19 protein-coding genes are annotated in these 21,424 nt (G+C 62.6%); 10 read left to right on the forward strand and 9 right to left on the reverse strand.

What is annotated here, in order from left to right:
• Position 1 precedes the first annotated feature (1 nt).
• Both ASD12_RS26730 and ASD12_RS26735 read right to left on the reverse strand, forming a co-directional pair.
• Positions 2 to 1,789, reverse strand: coding sequence for a bifunctional alpha/beta hydrolase/class I SAM-dependent methyltransferase (locus tag ASD12_RS26730; RefSeq protein ID WP_200953724.1), 1,788 nt, complete (start codon positions 1,787 to 1,789; stop codon positions 2 to 4).
• Positions 1,790 to 1,825: 36 nt separating this feature from the next.
• A complete protein-coding gene (locus ASD12_RS26735; protein WP_056594508.1) occupies positions 1,826 to 2,434 on the reverse strand; it encodes a CDP-alcohol phosphatidyltransferase family protein in 609 nt (202 codons plus the stop codon).
• Between the two features lie 216 nt (positions 2,435 to 2,650).
• On the opposite strand from ASD12_RS26735, the gene ASD12_RS26740 reads away from it, so the two are divergent.
• From ASD12_RS26740 to ASD12_RS26755, 4 genes are all read left to right on the forward strand, one after another.
• Positions 2,651 to 3,130 (forward strand): MarR family transcriptional regulator, encoded by a 480-nt coding sequence (locus ASD12_RS26740; RefSeq protein ID WP_056593701.1) that lies wholly within the window; start codon positions 2,651 to 2,653, stop codon positions 3,128 to 3,130.
• Positions 3,127 to 4,317 carry an HlyD family secretion protein gene (locus ASD12_RS26745; protein WP_056593704.1) on the forward strand — a complete coding sequence of 397 codons (1,191 nt, stop codon included), beginning with the start codon at positions 3,127 to 3,129 and terminating at the stop codon, positions 4,315 to 4,317. Before ASD12_RS26740 ends, ASD12_RS26745 begins: the two co-directional genes overlap by 4 nt.
• Positions 4,318 to 4,629: 312 nt before the next feature.
• Positions 4,630 to 6,162, forward strand: a complete 1,533-nt coding sequence (locus tag ASD12_RS26750) for a DHA2 family efflux MFS transporter permease subunit (RefSeq protein ID WP_056593707.1) — start codon at positions 4,630 to 4,632, stop codon at positions 6,160 to 6,162.
• A 30-nt stretch (positions 6,163 to 6,192) separates the two neighbouring features.
• Complete coding sequence (locus ASD12_RS26755; protein ID WP_244482991.1) at positions 6,193 to 7,212, forward strand: 2OG-Fe(II) oxygenase family protein; 1,020 nt, start codon at positions 6,193 to 6,195, stop codon at positions 7,210 to 7,212.
• A gap of 31 nt (positions 7,213 to 7,243) precedes the next feature.
• Here the strand turns inward: ASD12_RS26755 and ASD12_RS26760 are convergent, their stop codons facing one another.
• Both ASD12_RS26760 and ASD12_RS26765 read right to left on the reverse strand, forming a co-directional pair.
• The gene (locus ASD12_RS26760; protein ID WP_056594511.1) at positions 7,244 to 7,759 is read right to left on the reverse strand and encodes a CAP domain-containing protein; all 516 of its coding nucleotides are present in this window, start codon (positions 7,757 to 7,759) and stop codon (positions 7,244 to 7,246) included.
• Positions 7,760 to 7,934: 175 nt separating this feature from the next.
• Positions 7,935 to 8,297 carry a helix-turn-helix domain-containing protein gene (locus tag ASD12_RS26765; protein WP_056593713.1) on the reverse strand — a complete coding sequence of 121 codons (363 nt, stop codon included), beginning with the start codon at positions 8,295 to 8,297 and terminating at the stop codon, positions 7,935 to 7,937.
• 106 nt (positions 8,298 to 8,403) lie between these two features.
• On the opposite strand from ASD12_RS26765, the gene ASD12_RS26770 reads away from it, so the two are divergent.
• Complete coding sequence (locus ASD12_RS26770) at positions 8,404 to 9,108, forward strand: glutathione S-transferase family protein (protein ID WP_056593715.1); 705 nt, start codon at positions 8,404 to 8,406, stop codon at positions 9,106 to 9,108.
• Between the two features lie 164 nt (positions 9,109 to 9,272).
• Here the strand turns inward: ASD12_RS26770 and ASD12_RS26775 are convergent, their stop codons facing one another.
• Positions 9,273 to 10,496, reverse strand: a complete 1,224-nt coding sequence (locus ASD12_RS26775) for a TadE/TadG family type IV pilus assembly protein (protein WP_056593718.1) — start codon at positions 10,494 to 10,496, stop codon at positions 9,273 to 9,275.
• Between the two features lie 301 nt (positions 10,497 to 10,797).
• On the opposite strand from ASD12_RS26775, the gene ASD12_RS26780 reads away from it, so the two are divergent.
• Positions 10,798 to 11,622, forward strand: coding sequence for a DUF2189 domain-containing protein (locus ASD12_RS26780; protein WP_056593721.1), 825 nt, complete (start codon positions 10,798 to 10,800; stop codon positions 11,620 to 11,622).
• Positions 11,623 to 11,686: 64 nt separating this feature from the next.
• On the opposite strand, the gene ASD12_RS26785 is transcribed toward ASD12_RS26780, so the two are convergent.
• Together ASD12_RS26785 and ASD12_RS26790 are read right to left on the reverse strand one after the other, a co-directional pair.
• Positions 11,687 to 12,319 (reverse strand): LysE family translocator, encoded by a 633-nt coding sequence (locus tag ASD12_RS26785; protein WP_056593724.1) that lies wholly within the window; start codon positions 12,317 to 12,319, stop codon positions 11,687 to 11,689.
• Between the two features lie 132 nt (positions 12,320 to 12,451).
• Entirely contained in the window at positions 12,452 to 14,437 is a 1,986-nt protein-coding gene (locus ASD12_RS26790; protein WP_200953725.1) for a TadE/TadG family type IV pilus assembly protein, read from the reverse strand.
• Between the two features lie 254 nt (positions 14,438 to 14,691).
• Here ASD12_RS26790 and ASD12_RS26795 point away from each other — a divergent pair, with 254 nt between their 5' ends.
• Both ASD12_RS26795 and ASD12_RS26800 read left to right on the forward strand, forming a co-directional pair.
• Positions 14,692 to 15,552 carry a TIGR01459 family HAD-type hydrolase gene (locus ASD12_RS26795; RefSeq protein ID WP_056593730.1) on the forward strand — a complete coding sequence of 287 codons (861 nt, stop codon included), beginning with the start codon at positions 14,692 to 14,694 and terminating at the stop codon, positions 15,550 to 15,552.
• 6 nt (positions 15,553 to 15,558) lie between these two features.
• Positions 15,559 to 16,539: a bifunctional riboflavin kinase/FAD synthetase gene (locus ASD12_RS26800; RefSeq protein ID WP_056593733.1), complete on the forward strand. Its 981-nt coding sequence runs from the start codon at positions 15,559 to 15,561 to the stop codon at positions 16,537 to 16,539.
• 18 nt (positions 16,540 to 16,557) lie between these two features.
• Here the strand turns inward: ASD12_RS26800 and ASD12_RS26805 are convergent, their stop codons facing one another.
• On the reverse strand, positions 16,558 to 17,112 hold the full coding sequence (locus ASD12_RS26805) for an HdeD family acid-resistance protein (RefSeq protein WP_056593737.1): 555 nt from the start codon (positions 17,110 to 17,112) through the stop codon (positions 16,558 to 16,560).
• 194 nt (positions 17,113 to 17,306) lie between these two features.
• On the opposite strand from ASD12_RS26805, the gene ASD12_RS26810 reads away from it, so the two are divergent.
• Positions 17,307 to 18,113 carry a MipA/OmpV family protein gene (locus ASD12_RS26810; protein WP_056593740.1) on the forward strand — a complete coding sequence of 269 codons (807 nt, stop codon included), beginning with the start codon at positions 17,307 to 17,309 and terminating at the stop codon, positions 18,111 to 18,113.
• Positions 18,114 to 18,189: 76 nt separating this feature from the next.
• On the opposite strand, the gene ASD12_RS34700 is transcribed toward ASD12_RS26810, so the two are convergent.
• Complete coding sequence (locus ASD12_RS34700) at positions 18,190 to 18,360, reverse strand: hypothetical protein (RefSeq protein WP_156388990.1); 171 nt, start codon at positions 18,358 to 18,360, stop codon at positions 18,190 to 18,192.
• Positions 18,361 to 18,403: 43 nt separating this feature from the next.
• Between ASD12_RS34700 and ileS the strand changes: the two genes are divergently transcribed.
• Positions 18,404 to 21,367, forward strand: a complete 2,964-nt coding sequence (gene ileS / locus ASD12_RS26815) for an isoleucine--tRNA ligase (protein ID WP_082525705.1) — start codon at positions 18,404 to 18,406, stop codon at positions 21,365 to 21,367.
• The last annotated feature ends 57 nt before the right edge of the window (positions 21,368 to 21,424 follow it).

The following is a 21,424-nucleotide window of genomic DNA, read 5'->3' on the forward strand; positions in this document are numbered from 1 at the left end:
TTCAGCGGCGCCGCGCGACCGAGACGGTGAAGATGCCCCATTGGTCGATGCGCTGGTCAAGCTTCTCGAAACCGGCGGCTTCGACGAGCTGGTCGATCTCGCCTTGCGTACGCCGGCGCATCACCCAGGCTTCGCCGCCGCGATGCGAGGTCAGGCTGCGGGCGATCATTTCGAGCTGCGGATGCCATGGCTGGTTGGTGTAGAGCAGGAGGCTGCCCGGCTGCATGGCGCTGGCCAATCCACCGAGCGAGCGGGCGATCATCGCGTTGTCGGAGAACAGTTCGTAGAGGCCGGAAACGATGGCGAGGTCGGGCGCCGGATCGGCATTGGCGAGCATGTCGGCGTCGAAGGCGTCCGCACGATGGAAGGAGACGCTGGCTGGCAATTGACGCTCGGCGATCAGCTTGCGGCCAAGCTGGACGTTGAGGTCGGAATAATCCTGCAGGCGCACGCTCGCCGGCTGGTCGGGGCTCTTCACGATGGCATCGAGAACATAGCGGCCGTGGCCGGCGGCGATGTCGAGAATGTGCGCCGGCCGGCCGGCTGCCTTCAGTGTCGTCAGGCAAGAGCCGATCAGCTCTTCGAGATGCAGCTTGCGCTGGCGGATGCCGCGCCAGCCGATGGCTTCCAGGAAGACACGGTCGACGACGCGGCCAAGGGGTGTAAGACCCCGCGCGTCGTTCTCATAGACATAATTCAGCGTCGAGCCGGAATCGAAGCCGGTGGTGACGCCGACCTTCATACCCTGGGAGACCCAGGCGCCCATGCGAATGAAGGCGCGGCTGAATGCCCAATAGAGGCCTTTGGGCGCCATGAGAGCGAGCGGCGAGGCAAGCCTGTCGGCCTCGTCGCGCGTGTAGCCGGCGATGTCCGCCTGCTTCAGGTCGACCGGCGCATCTGGTGCAGCGAACTGCCTGGCCAGGAATGGCCGGATCAGGTCGAGGGCCTGCGCCCGGTCGCGCTCGCCCAGCGTGTCGTGGAAGAAACCTTGCAGCACATGGCGTTCCTTGGCGCGGCTGCCGAGATTGACGAAGAATTCGTGCTGCGGGCCGTGGCGCACCACCCAGTCGCTGCCCGAGAGCAGAAGCTGCGTTGGCACGGTGATGGCGCGGGCGTCAGCGACGATCCGCGCGGCATGCTGGTAGAGCTCGACCAGGATGTTGGAGGCGATCGGCCGCGTGATCAGCGGATCGCTCTCGAAGGAGGCGATGCGCACGGGATCATGGGTCAGGAACTTCGCCTTGACGTAGGAATTGACGAAGAAGCGGCCCTTGATCTTCTGCCAGAACGCGATGCCTTCCTTGGCGAAGGGCACGTAGAGTTTTACCGAGAAGGCCGGGGAGGCCAGCACCATGGCACGCAGCCTCGGCGCATAGTCGTGCACCCAGGCGGCGGCGAGCACGGCGCCGAAGGATTGAGCGATCAGGGCGATATCCTGCGTGGCGAAGCCATCCCTGGCGGCAATCTCGCGCATGAAGCAGTCGATGTCGCGCACCAGGGCCGAGAAGGATGGGGCATAGCCGCGCTCGCCGGACGAACGGCCATTGCCGCGGGCATCCCAAGCATAGAAGGCGTGGTCGAGCATCTGCAATTCATCGACGAGATGGGCCATGCGGCCGCCATGCTCATGGCCGCGATGGAAGAGCACCACCGCGCCCTTGGCATCGGCGGACGCTGCAGGCCAGAAGCGATAGAAGATCTCCGTCCCGTCATGGCTGCGGAAGACCCGCTCCTGCGCTTGCCGCTCAAGGCGTTCCGTGGCCGCGGCGGCGATCGGTTCGTGCATCATGGTCTTTCCCTCTGGCGGCATGGCGAGCCTCGATGCTCAGCTGGCGCTGCCAATAAGACCGGCGCGTATCCGGTTTATGGCGGTCAGCAGCGAAAGCGTTGCCATGGCCGGAAACACAATTGGCGCGATGGATGCCGGCCAGAGCCCGGTCGCGCACAGCACGGCGACCACGCCGAGCGCCAGCGCCCTGTCGCTCTTGCCGAACGGCCCAGCGTAATTTCGCCCGACCTTGGCAGCGATGCCCAGCACTCCGGCGAACTCGGTCAGCACGGCCGATATCGCGAAGGCCACGACGCCCCATGGGGCAAACTGCGGAAAGACGGCAAAAGGGAGAATCAGCGCGAGATCCGAAACGACGTCGCACAACTCGTTCAGATACATGCCGAGCGTCGAGGCCTGCCCGTGTTCCCGCGCCAGCATGCCATCCACGGCGTTCAGCGCCATGCGCACGAACATTACCGCGGGGATCAGCAGCAGCAGCCAGCGCCATTCATGCAGGATCGCGATCACCGTCCCGGCCGCGACCGACATCAGCGCCGCCAGGATGGTTATGCTGTTTGCGGTCACCCCGATTGCCGCCAGCCGATTGACCAGCGGCCGCAGTCGTCCTTGGAAAGCCGGCTTGAGAGCGTAAAGCGTCGGCATTTTCATGATCCCCCGATCCTGACCAGCGGCTGTACATCAATATCTCAGACGCGACCAGCGTCTCCAAAGGGGGCGGGCGCGATCCAACCGACTGGCCACCCGGCGGTCGCAAATTGCTAACCATGATTTGCCCGGCATGGCTGTCATCCACATTTGCCGGCTTCTGGCGAAATACGGCATCTTGAATAGTAAGCACGCTTATTATATATCCCGCTCATGGTTTCCGATGGCATCGACAGATTGGGCTTCTTGATCCACGACGTGCAGCGCCTGATGCGCAAGCGTTTCGAGGCGAGGGCCAGTGGTTTGGGACTTTCTTCGGCGCAATGGCGGCTTCTGGTTCGCGTTGCCAAGGAAGACGGTGTCGCGCAGGCGCGGCTGGCCGAACTTCTCGAAATCGAGCCGATCAGCGTTTCGCGCCTGGTCGATCGCATGGAGGAGGGCGGCTGGATAGAGCGTCGTCCCGACGCCAACGATCGCCGCGTCCGCATGATCTTCCTGACGCCCAAGGCGAGCGATGCCTACGCGGTGATCAAAAGCCTTGCCGGGGAAGTCTACGAGGAATCGCTTGTCGGCGTGAAGCCGGAGGCCCGTCGCGTCCTCATCGAGGGGCTTGAGGCGATGGTTCGCAACCTGACCGACGACGAGATGCCGTCCATTGAAAAAGTAAAGAACACAGAGGGCGCAGCAGCATGAACGCGGTAGCCAAGATAGACGAGAAAGTGACCGAACTGGAGATGGAAGCGCCGGTCAAACCGGCTGCGGCCCCAACCCCAGCCCCAGCGGCGGTTGCTCCTCCGATGCAGCCAGCCCCGGTGCCTGTGAAGAAAAAGCGTCTGGGCCGTCTTCTGCTGATGATCGCGCTGCCCGCGGCACTGGCCGTCGGCGGCGGTTACGTCTGGGTCACCGGCGGCCGCTACCAGGAGACGGAAAACGCCAATCTGCAGCAGGCCAAGGTGTCGATTGCTTCCGACACGGCCGGCCGTATCGTCCAGGTTGACATCGCCGACAACCAGCTGGTCAAGCAGGGTGATGTGCTGTTTTCCATCGACCCCGAGCCCTACCGGATCGCTTTGGCGCAGGCCGATGCGGCGGTTGCGGGCGCGCGCCTCAATGTTGAGCAGTTGCGCGCGGCATATGGCCAGTCGATGGCTCAGCAAAAGTCCGATGCCAGTCAGGTCGCCTTCGCGCAGTCGCAGTTCGACCGCGCCGCCGACCTTGCCCAGAAGGGCATCAACGCCAAGTCGTCGCTGGACGAAGCCAAGAACGATCTCGACAAGGCCAAGCAGCAGCTCGCCGTTGCCGAGCAAGGCATCATCAGCGCCAAGGCAGCCCTTGGCGGCAATCCCGACATCGAGACCGATAAGCACCCGACCGTGATGGCCGCGCTCGCCGCACGCGACAAGGCGGCCTACGACCTGGCGCAGACCACGGTCAAGGCGCCGGCTGACGGCGTCGTCAGCCAGGCCTCGTCGTTCAAGGTCGGTCAGTATGTCGGTTCCGGCACGCCGCTGTTCTCGCTGGTCGAGACCGGCGACACCTGGATCGCCGCCAATTTCAAGGAAACGCAGCTCACCCACATGAAGCCCGGGCAGAAGGCCGATATCGTGGTCGACACCTATCCGGGGCGCACCTTCGAGGCGACGGTCAAGGCGATCGGCGCCGGTACGGGAGCGGAGTTCTCGCTGCTGCCGGCCCAGAATGCCACCGGCAACTGGGTCAAGGTCACGCAGCGCATCCCGGTGCGTCTCGAACTGACCGATGCAGACGCCAAGATGGCATTGCGCACCGGCATGAGCGCCACCGTTACCGTCGACACCGGCGTGGCGCGTGGCCTGCCGTCGATCTTCGGTCACGCCACGGCCGGCGAGGCCGCGCAGTAAAAATCTACAGAATCCCGCCAGGACCAGGCGGGTGGAGGTGAATAGCAGGATTGGTCTGATGGGAGGAGCTGGAAGGATCAGAACTTGAGCCAGGCGCGCATCGCGGCTTCATCAAAATCTGAGATCTTCGACGCAGACCCGTCGGTCCTCATGTTTCCGGGCGGCAGGCATCCGCTCATCAGAGACTTTCAATCGATGTAACCCCCACATCGATAATCGCGTCCCACCGCGATGACGGTCTCTCAACGGAAGGCTTTGCCGCCCGGAAACCCCTCTGTACACGTTTTTGTTACCTGCTGGAAGTTCCACGCCATGAGCACGCCCGAACCTTTTAAAGAAGTGCCGCATCGCGGCCTGATCACGGTCGCGCTGATGCTGGCGACGGTCATGCAGGCACTCGACACGACGATCGCCAACGTCGCGCTGCCGACAATGACGGGCGATCTCGGCGCCTCGCCGGACAACATCAACTGGGTGCTGACCTCCTACATCGTTGCCGCCGCCATCATGACGCCGGTCACCGGCTGGCTGGCCGACCGCTTCGGCCGCAAGGAACTGTTCCTGACGGCAGTGGTCGGCTTCACCATATTCTCGATGCTGTGCGGCATTGCCTGGAGCCTGGAGTCCATAGTGTTCTTCCGGCTGATGCAGGGTGTGTTCGGCGCCGCGATCGTGCCTCTGTCGCAGACCTTCCTGCTCGACATCAACCCCAGGGAGCGCCATGGCCAGGCGATGGCCATCTGGGGCGCCGGCATCATGCTGGGGCCGATTCTGGGCCCGACGCTGGGTGGCTGGCTGACGGAGAATTTCAACTGGCGCTGGGTGTTCTTCATCAACCTGCCGGTCGGCATCGTCGCGTTTCTCGGCATGGCCGCCTACTTGCCGGCCGTCGCCCGGCGGGTGCGCGGCTTCGATTTCTTCGGCTTCGCCATGATATCGCTCGGCGTCGGCGCGCTTCAGCTGCTGCTCGACCGCGGCGGCGAGGTCGACTGGTTTTCATCGGTCGAGATCTGGATCGAGCTTGGTCTTTCCCTCACCGGCTTCTGGGTGTTCATCATTCACACGATGACGGCGGAACACCCCTTCATCGATCCCAAGATATTCCTTGACCGCAATTTCGTGACTGGGCTGGCGTTCATCTTTGTCATGGGAGTGCTCATCCTGGCCAGCATGTCGCTGCTGCCGCCAATGCTGTCGACCATCTTCGGGTATCCGACCATCACAATCGGCGTCGTCATAGGGCCACGCGGTGTCGGCACGATGATTTCGATGCTGGTCGTCGGGCGGATCATGAGCAAGATCGACGCGCGCATCCTCGTCGTCATCGGCTTCCTGCTCACCGCGCAGTCGCTCTACACCATGTCCAGCTTCACGCCGCAGATGGACAACTGGCTGATCATCAGTTCCGGCATCATCCAGGGCCTGGGCATGGGAATGGTGTTCGTGCCGCTGTCGACCGTCGTCTTCGCCACGCTTGACGTGCGCTTCCGCACCGATGCCACGGCCTTGTTCAGCCTGGTTCGAAATCTTGGCTCGTCCATCGGCGTGTCGGTCGTGACGGTTCTGATGGTGCGCAACACGCAGATCAATCACACCGAGCTTTCGGCTTTCATCAACCCGTTCAACCCAAATCTTTGGGCGGTCTCTCCGTCAGCCGCAAGCGGCGATCCAATGGCGCTTTCGCAGGTCGATCGCATGGTCAATCTGCAGGCGATGATGATCTCCTACGTCAATGACTTCAAAATACTCATGGTGATGACGCTGCTTGCCATCCCATTTGTTTTCCTGCTGCGCAAGCCAAAGCAGGCGCCTGCCGGCGGCGCACCAGCCGCGCACATGGACTAGATGTCGTCGTTCTTGAGCTTGTAAGTCTCCATGACAACGAGTCAGGAGACCATCGCCATGCAGCCTGCCTTCCCGATGTTCGATCTCGGCCAGTTCGAAAGCGCCGGCATCGAGGAGAAAAAGGTGCTCGGCGCCGAGGTCGATCGCATTTGCCGCGGCACCGGCTTTCTGGCCGTGAAGAACCACGGCATTCCGCAGTCTGTGATCGACGCCGCCTGGTCGAAAGCACGCGCTTTCTTCGACCTGCTGCCGGAGCAGAAGCAACGCTCGAAGGCGCCTTACAAGGGCTATCCTTACGGTTACCTCGGGCCAGAACTGGAGGCGCTTGCCAAATCGCGCAACGTCGAGACGCCTCCCGACCTGAAGGAGAGCTTCAATGGCGGGCCGCTTCGCGTGCCGCAAGGCATGAATGACCCGGAAGCATTGGCCTTCTGCTATGCCGATACGATCTGGCCGGAAGCACCGGACGGCTTCGTCGACGCCTGGAAGGCCTATTATTCCGCGCTTGAGGACCTGGCCGTACGCATCATGCGTGTCCTTGCCACCGCACTTGGTCTGCGCGAAGGATATTTCGACAGCTTCCTCGATGCGCCGATCAGCGCGCTGCGAGCCCTCAATTATCCCGAACAGCATGTCGCGCCGAAGCCGGGACAGATCCGAGCCGGGGCTCATACCGACTATGGCAGCCTGACCATCCTGTTGCCGCAGGCCGGGTCGCGCGGCCTTGAGATCATCACCCCGGACGGCGCGTGGACCGAAGTGCCGCCGACACCGGGAGCTTTCGTCATCAACATCGGCGACCTGATGGCGCGCTGGACCAACGATCGCTGGGTTTCCACCGTCCATCGCGTGGTCAATCCATCAGTGGAAGAGGGCGGCCAAGGCAGCGGCAAGGACCGGCGCCAGTCCATGGCTTTCTTCCACCAGCCGAACTGGCACGCCGAGATCAGGGTCCTGGACGTTTGTCTTGCGCAGGGAGAAACGCCGAAATACGAGCCGGTTCTGTCCGGCCCCTACCTCATGGCAAAATTCAAGGCGACGACCAGGTAGGCGGCGATCGGGCGCAGCATCGGGACGCCTCTCATTTCCCGAGCACGAGGCTCCAGTAACGGAGGTTGCTGTCGCTGCCATCGCGCACATAGGCAAGGCCGAAGCGGGTGAAGCGCGGGTCGAGCATGTTGCGGCGATGGCCGGGCGAATGCACCCAGATGTCGAACAGCTTCTCAAGGTCGAAACGGCCCTCGGCGATGTTCTCGGCGGCCGCACCCGCAATGCCATTGCCCTTGACGCGCGAGGCAAAATCCTTGCCCCAGCCGGTGGTGTGGCTCATGCGGCGGCGCTGCGCCATGTAGCCGGCCTGCTGCAGGGCGGCCCGCTCGAGCTGCCGGTCGGGTGTCAGCGGCGCGAGCCCTGCCGAGGCGCGGATACTGGCCAGCGTGCTGGTGGCGGATGAGGAGGCCCCGGCGCCTTCACCGGTTGGCAGCGAAACGGTGCTGCAGGCGGCGAGACCGGCCAGGGCTGCGAGGCCTAAGCCCTTCAGCAGCATGCGCCTGTTCAGCTTCGGGATCGGGTGGTTTTCGATTTTCGCAATGGTCATGCCCATCTGAGATAGTGGCGATCATGGCTTTTGCCGGGCAGAGGGACGAAAATTCCGGTCTAACCGACGGTTCTAATGCATGTCGCCCAAAAGTGATCTCGGTTTTGGGAGAACGACATGCATGAAAACATAGACCTAAAGCGGGTCGTCTGAATCCATTAAGACGCGACACGCTTTAGGCGGCGGTGTCGAGATTTACGTCCGAAGTCGGGGAGCGGCCGGTCCGATCGTCATCCGTATCCATCCACCAGGCGCCGAGCGCATCGATCAGCGGTACAAGCCTGCTACCTGGCGGCGTGAGGTCGTAGTCAACGCGCAGCGGATAGCCTGGGCGCGCCGTTCGCCGCACGATACCGGCGTCCTCCAACTTGCGCAGTTCCAGCGCCAGAATGCGGTGCGACACGGTCGGGTTGTCACGCCTCAGGTCGCTGAACCGCTTGGTTCCGTCCTTCAGATAATAGAGCAGCAGTGTGGGCCAGCGACCGCTGAGCACGCGCATGGTCTCTTCGATAGGGCAGCGTGAGACGACGTCTTTCATAGGCGGGTCCTGGTTACAGAATTGTGCGTAATTTACATGGGGCGACCAGCGTTTAGGGTCAAGTTTCGCTGCGCGGCGTGATCCCTTCAATCATGGAAGAAAACAAATGGAACCTATCCTCCTTTACGGCTTTCCGGCGGGAAGCTCGATGGGGCTCGTCGCCGCCTTTGAACGCGTCGGACAACCCTATCGCCTGTGCCGCGTCGATATGCTCACCGAGATGAAGAACGACGCCTATGCCAGCATCAACGGCCGTCAGGAAACGCCGGTTTTGATCACCGACGAAGGCACGGTGCTCACCGAGACCATGGCCATCGCCGCGTGGCTCGAGGCCCGCGATACGCAACGTCGCATCAGCTTCGATCCGCGCACGCCGCAGGCCGACCGCATGCACCAGTTGATGGCCTTCGTGAACACCGGTTTCACAGCCGCTTTCAGCCCGCTCTGGGTGGCATTGGAAATGGCGGCGGATGAACCGGCGCTGAAGGCGACCTTGCGCGACTTCGGCCGCAAGGCCGTTGCCGAACGCCATGATCGGCTCGAGGCCATGATCGCCGATACGGACTTTCTGGTCGGCGATCGGCTGACGCTGGCGGATACCACGCTGATTGGTGTGGCCCGCTGGGCGGAGTTCCATCAGGCGATCGAGGGCGCTGCCTATCCCAAACTGGCCGGATTGCGCCGCCGCATCGAGGCGGATGCCGCTGTCCGATACGCCATGGCTGTCGAGGACGGCGAAAGGCCTGCCGGGTCGGGCGCCTGCCTCGGCCATGCCCCGCTGGCCGAGGTGATCGATCGCTTCGCGGCCTGACGCAACCGTAGCGATGCTCATTTTCAACTGGATGTGCCTTTGTGAAAGGCACTATCTGCCGGAGTGCGGTTGCCGCACTCCGGCGTTGTTGAACGCGACCGCCATTCTTCTCAACGCTACCGCCGGCGCCTCCGGACGTCAGGTCAAACGTTGGGAGCCGTCTCTCATTTCACGAGAGTGATCATCCGGTCAGCATACATTGCGCGATTTCCAAGCGCAGCCGCGCAGTCCGACGTGACGGACGAGTTTCCGGTCATCTGTATCGTATTTCCGACAAGCCTGAGACAGTCGCCCTGGGCGCTCATATCAGAGTTGCCGGCGTAGGAAATGGGCGCGTCCGGCGCGTAGATGAAACCGCTGAGAACGGAATTTGCGCCGCCATTCAACGTCAGCGCAGACGTATTGCCGTGATCCTGAAAAATGGTGATACCAGCATAAGGGCCGCTGGTGGGCGGGGAAAGGTTCACCTTCTCATTGGCATTTATATATATCTGAGCGCTTTCCATGAGGAAGATGGTCACGCCCTGGCCAGTCAGGCTACCGTTTCCCCCTGGCTTTATGGTGGTGCCGCGCATGATGTAGACGCCCGGATTAAGCGTGATGTTCCCCGACAATGTCTTGTCGCAATAGGTGCCGGGCGACAGCGTGTAGGTTTTGCCGCTCGGGACCGGCAAACACAATGTGTAAGGGGGAGGAATGACGTCGGCCAGTGGATCAAAAGACGCGTACCGATGTTCGTGCGGCGTTCCGCAGGCGAGACTGGCGCTGGGCGGCAACAGTCCGCTGGTGCCGCCGACGGTTGAGACACAGCCCGCCGAAACCAGTGCAGAGCCGCCCCTATTGACAGAGTCGGACGCGTCCGAGTTCGACGCGATCACACAACTATCCATCGAGACATTGGTCGAGCCCTGCAGGTTCACGGCGGCGGAGGCATGCGGATCGAGCGCCAGCACACAGGCTTGAGCGCCAGGTTTTATCTTGACCAAGGTCGAGCGGTATGCCGGCCAGGGGGCCAAGTCGGCGATGAAACTTGGGTGGCTTATGCTCGACGACAGCGAGACAAAGTAGGCGCTTGGGCTGCCACTGGCCGTTGCCGAGAAAGCCGAGACGCTGCCCGAATATTCCTGAGGGTCGGCCGCGCTCAAATTTACGGCAAAGAATTGCAGCCCAAGCTGCTGAACATCGCCAGCCGCCATGTCGGGAGAAAACTTCGTGCCGATGGCGAGTCCCGCCGCGTCCAGCGAGTTCTGGAGTTGCGCGGCATCATGGCTCGTGCCGAACAGATCAATGGCGCCGGCAACACCAATTATCATCGGCAGCATCGCTATGGAGGTCGTCATGGCAAGGTTGCCCCGCTCCGAAGACCAGAAGCCTTTCAATGAGATCATCGTCCCTCGCCAAAAACTGCAAAGCTCAGGTGATACGCCAGGGGTCTCTACGAGCAATTTCAGTAAACGCTAAAATGCATAATGCTAAAATGCGGCACAACGGTTGGCCAAAAAGGAAGCATGCCCAAGGCGCGGCCAGATGAGAGGCGACGGGCAGGGGGCGAGCCCAACGGCGAGTTACTCCAAGCCATTGACGCGGCGACAATCGGCGCCAAATCTGTTATCGTGACTGTCATTCTTGAAGTGGCAGCTGTGGGCGGCCATCCTGGCGGTGACCGGCCCGACACACGGGAGGAAGGTTATGGCCGGCTTTCATGTCATGGCGGACGCACGCGGTATGCACGTGCAGCCAACGGTGCGCCACATCACCACGTCGGACCTTTGGGATGCGCTACGCCTCGGCGCCGAGGATTTCTGGGCAAAACCCTCGCACTACGTGTTCCTGTGCCTGATCTATCCCATCGTTGGCCTGATCCTGACGTGGTGGACGTCTGGCGCCAATGCCATCCAGCTCATCTATCCCCTGATGTCGGGTTTCGCGCTGGTCGGGCCGTTTGCCGCGATCGGCCTTTACGAGATCAGCCGCCGGCGTGAACTCGGCATGAACACTTCCTGGCGGCATGCCTTCGATGTGCGCCGCTCGCCGGCGGTTCCGTCGATCGTGGTGATCGGCATCATGCTGGTCGCGCTGTTCCTGTTGTGGCTCTACACCGCGCAGTCGATCTACACCGGATTGTTCGGCGATCAGCCTCCGGCATCGATCGGCAGCTTCGTCCGTGAGGTACTGACGACCGGCAAAGGCTGGATTCTGATCCTTGCTGGCAACGCCGCGGGCTTTGTCTTCGCCGTTGTCGTGCTGGCCACCACGGTGATTGCCTTCCCGCTGCTGCTCGACCGGGACGTCGGCGCCGTTTCGGCCATCGAGACCTCGGCACGGGCGGTGATGACCAACCCGCTGCAGATGGCACTGTGGGGGCTGATGGTCGCCGTGCTGCTGGTGATCGGCTCGATCCCGCTGTTTGCCGGGCTAGCGGTCGTCATGCCCGTCCTCGGCCATGCCACCTGGCATCTCTACCGCAGGGTGGTCGAGCCGGAGCGGGCGCAGCAGATAAGGCGGCCGATGTAGATATGCATGATCCCGAAAAGTGGAAACCGGTTTTCGGAAAAGATCATGCACTAACAGTAAGCTCTCAGCGCTGCGCGTCGGTCGCCATCTTCAGCGCGAGTGCCGCCAGCACGGTGCCCATCATCCAGCGTTGGATGACCAGCCATAGCGGCCGCCCGGCGAGGAAGGTGGCGATGGAGCCGGCCGTCACCGCGATGATGGCGTTGACGCTGAGGCTGATCGTGATCTGCGTGGCGCCCAGCACCAGAAGCTGCGACAGGACATGGCCTTTGCCCAGGCTTATGAATTGCGGCAGCAGCGAGAGATAGAGCACGGCCACCTTCGGATTCAGCAGATTGGTCATCAGGCCCATCGCGAACAGCTTGCGCGGCCGATCCCTTGGCAGTTCACGCACCTGGAATGGCGAACGCCCGCCCGGCTTCACCGCCTGCCAGGCCAGCCACAGGAGATAGAGCACACCGGCAAAGCGCAGAGTATCGTAGGCGTAGGGCACGGCGAGCAGCAGCGCGGTGATGCCGAAGGCCGCCGCCAGCACATAGAAGAGAAAGCCGAGTGCCACTCCGCCAAGCGAGATCAGCCCGGCCTTCGGCCCTTGCGACAGGGAACGCGAGATCAGATAGATCATGTTGGGGCCAGGCGTCAGCACCATGCCGAGGCAGACCAGCGCGAAGGCGAGATGATCGGCGGTTTCGGGCATCGGTTCGTTCCCCAGCGCGCCGCGAATGGATGCACGATCCCGCGAGCGGCCTACATGTGCCTGTGCCGGCAGGCGCGGGCAAGGGCATGGCGGCGCCAGCCGTTGCGCCAGAGGGCTGCCAATGCCTTCGGGTCAACCGACGACGCGCAGGTTCGACAATTCGTTGCCGATTTCCTTGAAGTCGTTCGACAAGGTGGCACCGGTGGCGTTCCAGAACAGCTTCGCCGGCTTGCTCGCGTCCGTGGGATCCTTGCGGAAGCGCGAGTTCGACGAGCAGGCTTTCAGTGCATCGATCGCCTGCTTGTCTGACGTATTGGTTGTGGACAGGTCGAGCGCCACCGTCATCACCATGATGTTGGCTGCCTTGGCGTTGTTGCAAAGTGTCGCCATCTGCTGGTTGAGCGCGTTGGTATAATTGCCGTTCGAATAGTCGAACTGGCCGATGGCGCTCGACGTGCCCAAGAACAGGCGGCCGACCGAAGTGCCGTTGTAGCCGGGGTTAAGATAGCCGTAAGACGCATAATTCGACTTCGCGCTGGCGGGGTCGGAATAGCCGAGCGACGAAGGTGTGTAGTAGGTGTTGGCGCCATCGGTCAGCACGATCACGACCTTGTCGTTGCCTCTTTCTGTTTCCGGGCGACCTTGCGTGAACGGCTCGCCGCTCGAAACCACACGCCAGCCCCAGGCCATGCCCTCGGGAACGTTGGTGCCGCCATTCGGCTGCATCAGGTCGATCGCGGCCTTGATCGCGGTGAGCCCATCGGTGACGCTGACATCGATCAGCGGCGTGATCGGGTTGGTGGTGCAGCTGTAGTTCGGACCATTGCCGGCGGGCAGCGCCGGGGCGCTTATCGGCCGCGGTTGGAAATATTTACTCATGTTGCGCAGCCGCGATTGGCCGGTGCTGCTCGTCGGGTCGTCGTTCCACCAACTGTTGACGGCGCCATAGGTCGTCGGCGCGGCCTCGTCGGGGTCCTGGGTGAGCTTCCAATGATTGCCGGGTTCGTCGGGGGCGAACATCGGCACGAACATCGTTGCCGGATCGCCAACCCCTATGCCGGTGTTCGCCGAGCCGCCGGACGGCGCGGCGTCGTTGACATTGTAGGGATAGGGCCGGGCCTCGACGCAGCCCTGCCAACTGGCGAATGGGCCATAGGAATCGATGTAGTCATATTCGTCGTGGTTTCGTTTGCAGGTGTTGTTCGAGTTGTATTCGTCGCAAACCACACGCTTGCTGTTGGTGACACGTTCATGGTTGGTGACGACCTTCATATCGCGGTAGAGCGAGAACCGGGTCAGCATCTGGCCTTCGTCGGCACCCCATCCGGAGCCGCGCTTGTACCAGATGCCGTTGGCTTTCTGGGCGTATTTGTCGGCCGCGTTCAGCGTCGACCAGTCGAAATTCTCGTTCGATACCGGCGACAGGCCTTCGGTGTCCATCCAGGACGCATTGCCGTTTCCGGGGCCGACGTTGACCGAAGCGGCAAACGGTACGAGGCCGAACTGCACCGGCTTGTCGATCTGCTTGATCATGGCCGCTTGCTGGGCCAGCGTGTCGACCAGCTGTTTGGCCGCGGTCTTGAGAAGGTCGATGCGCGTTTGCCCCGAGCCCGTTCCGGTCTTGGTCATCGATCCGGAATTGTCGAGCACCAGGGCGACTTCCAGAGTGTTCTTCAGCCGCACTTCCGAGGTGACGTCGAAGCTGATCTTCTGGTTCGCGTCGGTTGCGGACTTGCCAATGAGCTGGCCGAAGGCAGGATAGAAATAGGGCTTGTAGTCCAGCCGCGCGCTCATCTTGAGCAAGCCGCCGCCGGTGGTGTTGCTTGGCAAGGTGACGCTGAGCGTCGTGTTGGCGGGATCGAGCTTGTTGAGGTTGGCATTGAAGAAGTCGAGCGCGTAGGCTCTCAGCTGGTCGTCGGTCGCACCTTCCGTCAGCCGGCGCGCCGTGGCGAAGTTGGCGGCATCGAGCGCATTCGACACCGTTTGTTTTTGACGGCTCATCTCGGTGAAATCGACCGCCATCGCCAGACCGCCCATCAGCGGAACCATCGCAACGACCGTCATAAGAGCATAGTTGCCGCGTTTGTCGCGGCAGAACTGACGCCAAAGTTCATGCATGTCTTGCAGCGGCCCCCGCCGGCGGATTCTCGATCGACGCCAGCTTTCCACAAAACGCTGAAGGCCACGTTTGGGAAATCGCTCGATTGCCGGGTCGGTACTTCACCAACCGATAACCAATGGGCGCCCTCGCTGACGCTGCGCAAATGCCCGGCGAAAGCTGGTGACAGGCCGGAGCGGTTCGGCTAATCCGAACCGGCTGCGGCGGACGGTCGGCCGTGATACTCGCAACGATCATGACTGAAGGAAACGGCATGGCGGATTCGCCTGAAATCATCGGCTCGCTGGAAGACGTGTCGAATGCCTATTCGGCAATCCTGTGCGATGTCTGGGGCGTGGTCCACAATGGCGAGAGGCATTTCCCTGTGGCGGCCGCGGCCCTGGCAAGGGCTCGAGAGGCGGAAATCCCCGTCGTCCTGATCACCAATTCGCCGCGCCGAAGTGCCGATGTCGTGGCGCAGATGAATGCGATCGGTGTTCCACCAATAGCCTACGACCGGGTGGTTACGTCGGGTGATGTGACCCGGGATCTGATCGCCGAAGGTCCGCGCAAGATTTTCCATATCGGCGCTGAGCGCGATTTCACGCTCTATGACGGTCTCGACGTCGAGATTGTCGAGGAATTCGAGGCATCCGGCGTCGTCTGCACCGGTCTGTTCGATGACGAGGTCGAGAAGCCCGAGGATTACACCGAGCTTCTGCGGCGGCTGCGCGCCAGGAACCTGCCCTTCATCTGCGCAAATCCCGACATCGTCGTCGAGCGCGGCGAGCGCATCATCTGGTGTGCCGGCGCGTTGGCACGCGATTATGCCCAGCTTGGTGGCCGCACATTGATCGCCGGAAAACCTTACATGCCGATCTACAACCTCGCGATGAAGGAGATTGCCGAGATTCTTGGCCGGCCGGTCGAGCGCGGCCAGGTGCTGGCCATCGGCGACGGCATGATGACCGATGTGAAGGGCGCCGCCGACAATGGCTTCGATGTTCTCTATGTCTCCGGCGGTATCCATGCCCGCGACTATGGCGATGCACTGCAACCGGATCCGGCAAGGTTGGCGACCTTCCTGGAAAAGCATGGTTATCGTCCGGTGGCCGTCATTCCCAGACTGCGGTAGGTGACGATGGCAGCCTTCCAGCGCATTCTGGCAACCACGCCGCTGCCCGCAGACCTGCGCGGCGGCGTGGTGGCGATCGGCAATTTCGATGGTGTCCATCGCGGCCATCAGGCGGTTCTAGAGCGGGCCTCGGCCGAGGCCGGACGGCTTGGAGTCCCGGCTCTGGTGCTGACATTCGAACCGCATCCGCGCAAGATCTTCCGGCCTGATATCCCGTTGTTCGTGCTGACGCCGCCGCCGATGAAGGCGCGGCTCCTGTCGTTGCTGGGCTTTGCCGCGCTCGTCGAGCAGCCGTTCACGCGCGACTTCGCCTCGCTGTCGGCGGAAGCATTCGTGACGGATGTGCTGGAAAGGAATCTTGGCATTACCCACGCCGTGACCGGGTTCGATTTCCATTTCGGCAAGGATCGTCAAGGCGGCCCGGCCTACCTGATGGCGGCCGGCGAGCGTCACGGCTTCGGCGTCACGCTCGTCGACGCCTTCCGTGACGAGGGCGCCGAGGTGGTGTCGTCGAGCCGCATTCGCGGGTTGCTGAGCGAGGGCGAGGTGGCCGAGGCCGCCGGACTGCTTGGCTATCGCTTCACCGTCGAAAGCGAGGTGGTCGGCGGACAGCAGCTCGGCCGCACGCTTGGCTTTCCAACCGCGAATATGAGGCTTTCACCCGAAGCCGCGCTCAAGGAGGGCATCTATGCCGTCCGCTTCCGCCGCGCCGACGGCAAGCTTCACGACGGTGTCGCCAGCTTCGGCCGCCGCCCGACCGTCGACGACAACGGCACGCCGCTTCTGGAAACCTTCGTCTTTGATTTCTCCGGCGACCTCTATGGTGAGATCTGCCAGGTTTCCTTCTTCGCTTTCCTGCGCCCGGAGGTGAAGTTCGAAGGGCTCGATGCGCTGGTCACGCAGATGAAGCGCGACGAAGCCGAGGCACGCGCCCTGCTTGCCGGCGTCAAGCCGCTCTCCGACCTCGATGCGGCCATGGCATTTTGAATCCAGGCGTGATCCCGGTTATTTCTTCAGTGCCAGGCCGACGGCGATGAAGGTCCAGCCCTGGAAGATCAGGTCGATCGCCAGGAAGAGACCGAGCACCCACAGGCTGTTGACCGGCCAGCCCATGGCGATGATCAGGCCGGCAAGCGTGCTGATGACACCGGCCGCGACCACCCAGCCCCAGCCGCGTTCCGGCCGGTGGCTATAGCCGACCCAGGCCCTGAGCACGCCCGACGCGACCAGTGCGATCGCCAGCAGGAACGTCAGGACCGCTGAAGCGAGCAGCGGATTGTCGAAAGCGAAGAAGCCGGCAATGGCGTAGAGCAGTCCGCTGAGCAGCCAGTAGAAGAAGCGGCTCCAGGTCTTGACGCCGAACGCATGCACGATCTCGATGATGCCGGCCATCAGCATCAGCCATCCCACGACATAGACAGAAGCCACCGTGGCGATGAACAGATTGCCGAAGGCAATGCCGCCGAAGATGAGCAGCAGCACGCCGAGCGCGACAAACCACCCCCATTTTGTCCGTGTCTGTTCGATCGCGATCTTCAAGGCGTCGCCGTGCAGGGTCATTGTCGCGGTCTCCGTCAAGGGCTACGGGATACTGCCGGATGGAAGTTAATCCCGGCGCCGGCCGACGTCCAGTCGATGACCGGCAGCGGGATCGCGGCAAACCGCGAGCGGATGCCTCCGGTTAAATCAAATTTTACCAAACGGCCGTCAAAGCTGTCATCGGTAACCGTGTGTGTTGTGTTAGTGGAGTGGCCATGAGTCCGGTCGGAAGAATCTCTCTGGTGTTGGCTGCTGCGGTGCTGAGCGGCGCGGGTACCGCCAATGCGGGCGAGGGCGGTTGGCTGTCCGGCGACTGGTACCTGACCGTTGGCGCTACCGGCATGGTGGCGCCGAATTTCGAGGGCGGCAAGAAGTACCTGCTCAGCGCCTCGCCGATCATTTCGCTGGGCAAGGCCGGACCGGCGGCGCGCTTTGTCTCGCGCAACGACAACATCTCGCTGGCGCTGGTCGACGATGGCGGTGTCCGCGCCGGCCTGACCGGCAAGTTCCTGTTCTCGCGTGACGATGGCACCGCCGATGAGCTGAAGGGCCTCGATCCGGTTCGCTGGGGCGGCGAAGTCGGCGGCTTCTTTGAATTCTATCCGACCGATTGGCTGCGCGCCCGCGCCGAGCTGCGCCACGGCATTCGCGCTCACAACGGCTTCGTCGCCGACATCGCCGCCGACGCCTTCTACGATGTGACGCCAACCGTGCGGATTTCGGGCGGACCGCGTGTTTCCTTCGCCTCGGCCAACTATTTCGACGCTTACTACGGCGTCAACGCGCAGGAAGCCGTGGCCTCGGGCTTGAGCGAATATCATCCAGGTGGCGGGCTGAAGTCGACCGGCCTTGGCGGCGCCATAACCTGGAAGGTGACCGAGCCGATGACCGCCAGCCTGTTTGGCGAATATTCGCGCCTGATGGGACCGGCCGCCGATTCCAGCCTGGTCAGGGAGCGCGGCGACCGCAATCAGTTCATGATCGGCGTGTCGACCACCTATCGCTTCGATTTCACGATGTAAGTGAATCGAACGAGAGGCGCTTTATTCCTGCGTCCATCTCCGCTAAAAGCCCACCAATGACGAGCTTTTCGCGCCTTCACGCGCTGACGATACGAATTACCGGCCCGGTGTTCCGGGCGGCCTGAACGCCGCCGGAGCCGCCGGGAATCTTGCGCGCGGCCTCTCGCGCTTTTTCCAGATCATCAGGCATGTCGCCCAAAAGTGGCCCCGGTTTTGGGAAAACGACATGCTCAAAAGTATAGTTCAACGCCCGAGCTCCTTTGCCGCCGGGCAATGCACATGGCAGACCAATGACCGACACCGCTGAAACGATCGACTATTCCAAGACGCTCTATCTGCCGCAGACGGATTTTCCGATGCGCGCCGGCTTGCCGGAGAAGGAGCCGCTGCTGGTCAAGCGCTGGCAGGACATGGACCTCTACCGCAAGCTGCGCGAGGATGCTGCCGGCCGCACGAAATACGTGCTGCATGACGGCCCGCCATACGCCAACGGCAACATCCATATCGGCCATGCGCTGAACAAGATCCTCAAGGACGTCATCACCCGCTCGTTCCAGATGCGCGGCTATGACTCGAACTATGTGCCCGGCTGGGACTGCCATGGCCTGCCGATCGAATGGAAGATCGAGGAGCAGTACCGCGCAAAGGGCAAGAACAAGGACGAGGTGCCGGTCAACGAATTCCGCAAGGAATGCCGTGAGTTCGCCGCGCATTGGATCACGGTGCAGGGCGGTGAGTTCCAGCGGCTCGGCGTCATCGGTGACTTCAAGAACCCGTATACGACGATGGCTTTCCATGCCGAGGCGCGGATCGCCGGCGAGCTGCTGAAATTCGCCATGTCGGGCCAGCTCTATCGAGGCTCCAAGCCGGTGATGTGGAGCGTGGTCGAGCGCACGGCACTGGCCGAGGCCGAGGTCGAGTACCAGGACTATGAGTCCGACACGATCTGGGCGAAGTTTCCGGTCGCCAGCCTGGTCCGTCCCATCGATGATGGTGAGACCAAACTGACGGAGGGAGCGCTCGACCTGCTGCAGGCCCATGTCGTCATCTGGACGACGACGCCCTGGACCATCCCCGGCAACCGCGCCGTCAACTATTCGCCGCGCATCAGCTATGGCCTCTACGAGGTCACCGCGGCCGAGAACGCGTTCGGCCCGCAGCCGGGCGAAAAGCTGATCTTTGCCGACGCACTGGCCGAAGACGCCTCGGCCAAGGCCAAGGTCACCTTGAATCGTCTCCGCAGCGTTTCGGCGCAAGAGCTTGGAAGCCTTACGCTTTCGCATCCGTTCAAGGGCTTTGGCGGCGGCTACGAATTTGCCGTTCCGATGCTCGCCGGCGACCATGTCACCGACGACGCCGGCACCGGCTTCGTCCACACCGCGCCCGGCCACGGCCGCGAGGACTTTGACGCCTGGATGGATGCGGCGGTGGATTTGCGTGCACGCGGCATTGACAGCGCCATCCCGTTCACCGTCGACGATGGCGGCTTCTTCACCAAGGATGCTCCGGGTTTCGGCACGGATCGCGAGGGTGGGCCGGCGCGTGTCATCGACGACAACGGCAAGAAGGGCAATGCCAACCAGGTCGTCATCGACGAGCTGATCAAACGCAACGCGCTGTTCGCGCGCGGCCGGCTGAAGCACAGCTATCCCCATTCATGGCGGTCCAAAAAACCGATCATCTTCCGCAACACGCCGCAATGGTTCGTCTATATGGACAAGGACCTCGGCGACGGCTCGACGCTGCGCAGCCGCGCGCTGAAGGCGATCGACGACACTCGCTTTGTGCCCGCTGCCGGCCAGAACCGCATCCGCGCCATGATCGAGGAGCGCCCGGACTGGGTGCTGTCGCGCCAGCGCGCCTGGGGCGTGCCGATCGCCGTCTTCGCCGATGCCGACGGCAATGTGCTTAAGGACGAAGCGGTCAACCAGCGCATCATGGACGCCTTCGAACAGGAGGGCGCCGACGCCTGGTTCGCCGCCGGCGCCAAGGAGCGTTTCCTCGGCAATCATGATGCCTCCAAATGGAAGCAGGTGATGGACATCCTCGACGTCTGGTTCGATTCGGGCTCGACGCACGCCTTCACGCTGGAGGATCGTCCTGACCTGAAATGGCCGGCCGACGTTTATCTCGAAGGCTCCGACCAGCATCGCGGCTGGTTCCATTCCTCGCTGCTGGAAAGCTGCGGCACCAGGGGCAGGGCGCCATACGACACCGTCGTCACCCATGGCTTCACCATGGACGAGGACGGCCGCAAGATGTCGAAATCGCTCGGCAACACCGTCGTTCCGCAGGACGTCATCAAGCAGTCGGGCGCCGACATCCTGCGTCTGTGGGTGGTGACGACGGACTACTGGGAAGATCAGCGGCTCGGCAAGAACGTGCTGCAGACCAACATCGACGCCTACCGCAAGCTGCGCAACACCATCCGCTGGATGCTGGGCACGCTCGCCCATGACGATGGCGAGGAGGTGCCGCTGGAAAAGATGCCGGAGCTGGAGCGGCTGATGCTGCACCGGCTGGCCGAGCTCGATGAGGTCGTGCGCTCGGGCTACGACGCCTTCGAATTCAAGCGCATCACCCGCATGCTGCTCGATTTCATGGTAGTCGAGCTGTCGGCGTTTTATTTCGACATCCGCAAGGACGCGCTCTACTGTGACGCGCCGTCGAGTGTGAAACGCAAGGCTTCGGTGCAGGTGGTTCGCCATCTCTTCAATTGCCTGGTGAAATGGCTGGCGCCGATGCTGCCCTTCACCATGGAAGAGGCCTGGCTCGATCGTCATCCCGACGCCGTCTCGGTGCATCTTGACCAGTTCCCGCAGATCCCGGCGGACTGGAAGAACGAGGCGCTGGCGGAAAAATGGCGCCAGGTGCGGCAGGTGCGGCGTGTCGTCACCGGCGCGCTGGAGATCGCGCGCGCCCAGAAGGTGATCGGGTCGTCGCTGGAAGCAGTGCCGGTCGTCACCATCAACGATGCAGCGCTCGAAGCGGCGATATCCGATGTCGACATGGCCGAGATGGCGATCACCAGCGATCTGGTCATCGCTCATGGCGAAGCGCCTGCGGGTGCCTTCACGCTTGACGACGTCAGGGGTGTCGCCGTGGTGGTCGAAAAGGCCGAGGATCGCGGCCTGGTGAAATGCGCACGGTCCTGGCGCTACACCGCCGATGTCGGCCGGGATCCGGAATTCCCTGATGTTTCGGCGCGCGATGCGGCGGTGCTGCACGAATTGAAGGCGCTTGGCCGGCTTTGACAGGCCGGCCGGCCAGCTTGATCGGTGCACAAATGCCACGCCGGGCGGGCGAAAACC

It is taken from the genome of Mesorhizobium sp. Root102, from assembly GCF_001425625.1.
GTDB lineage: Bacteria > Pseudomonadota > Alphaproteobacteria > Rhizobiales > Rhizobiaceae > Mesorhizobium.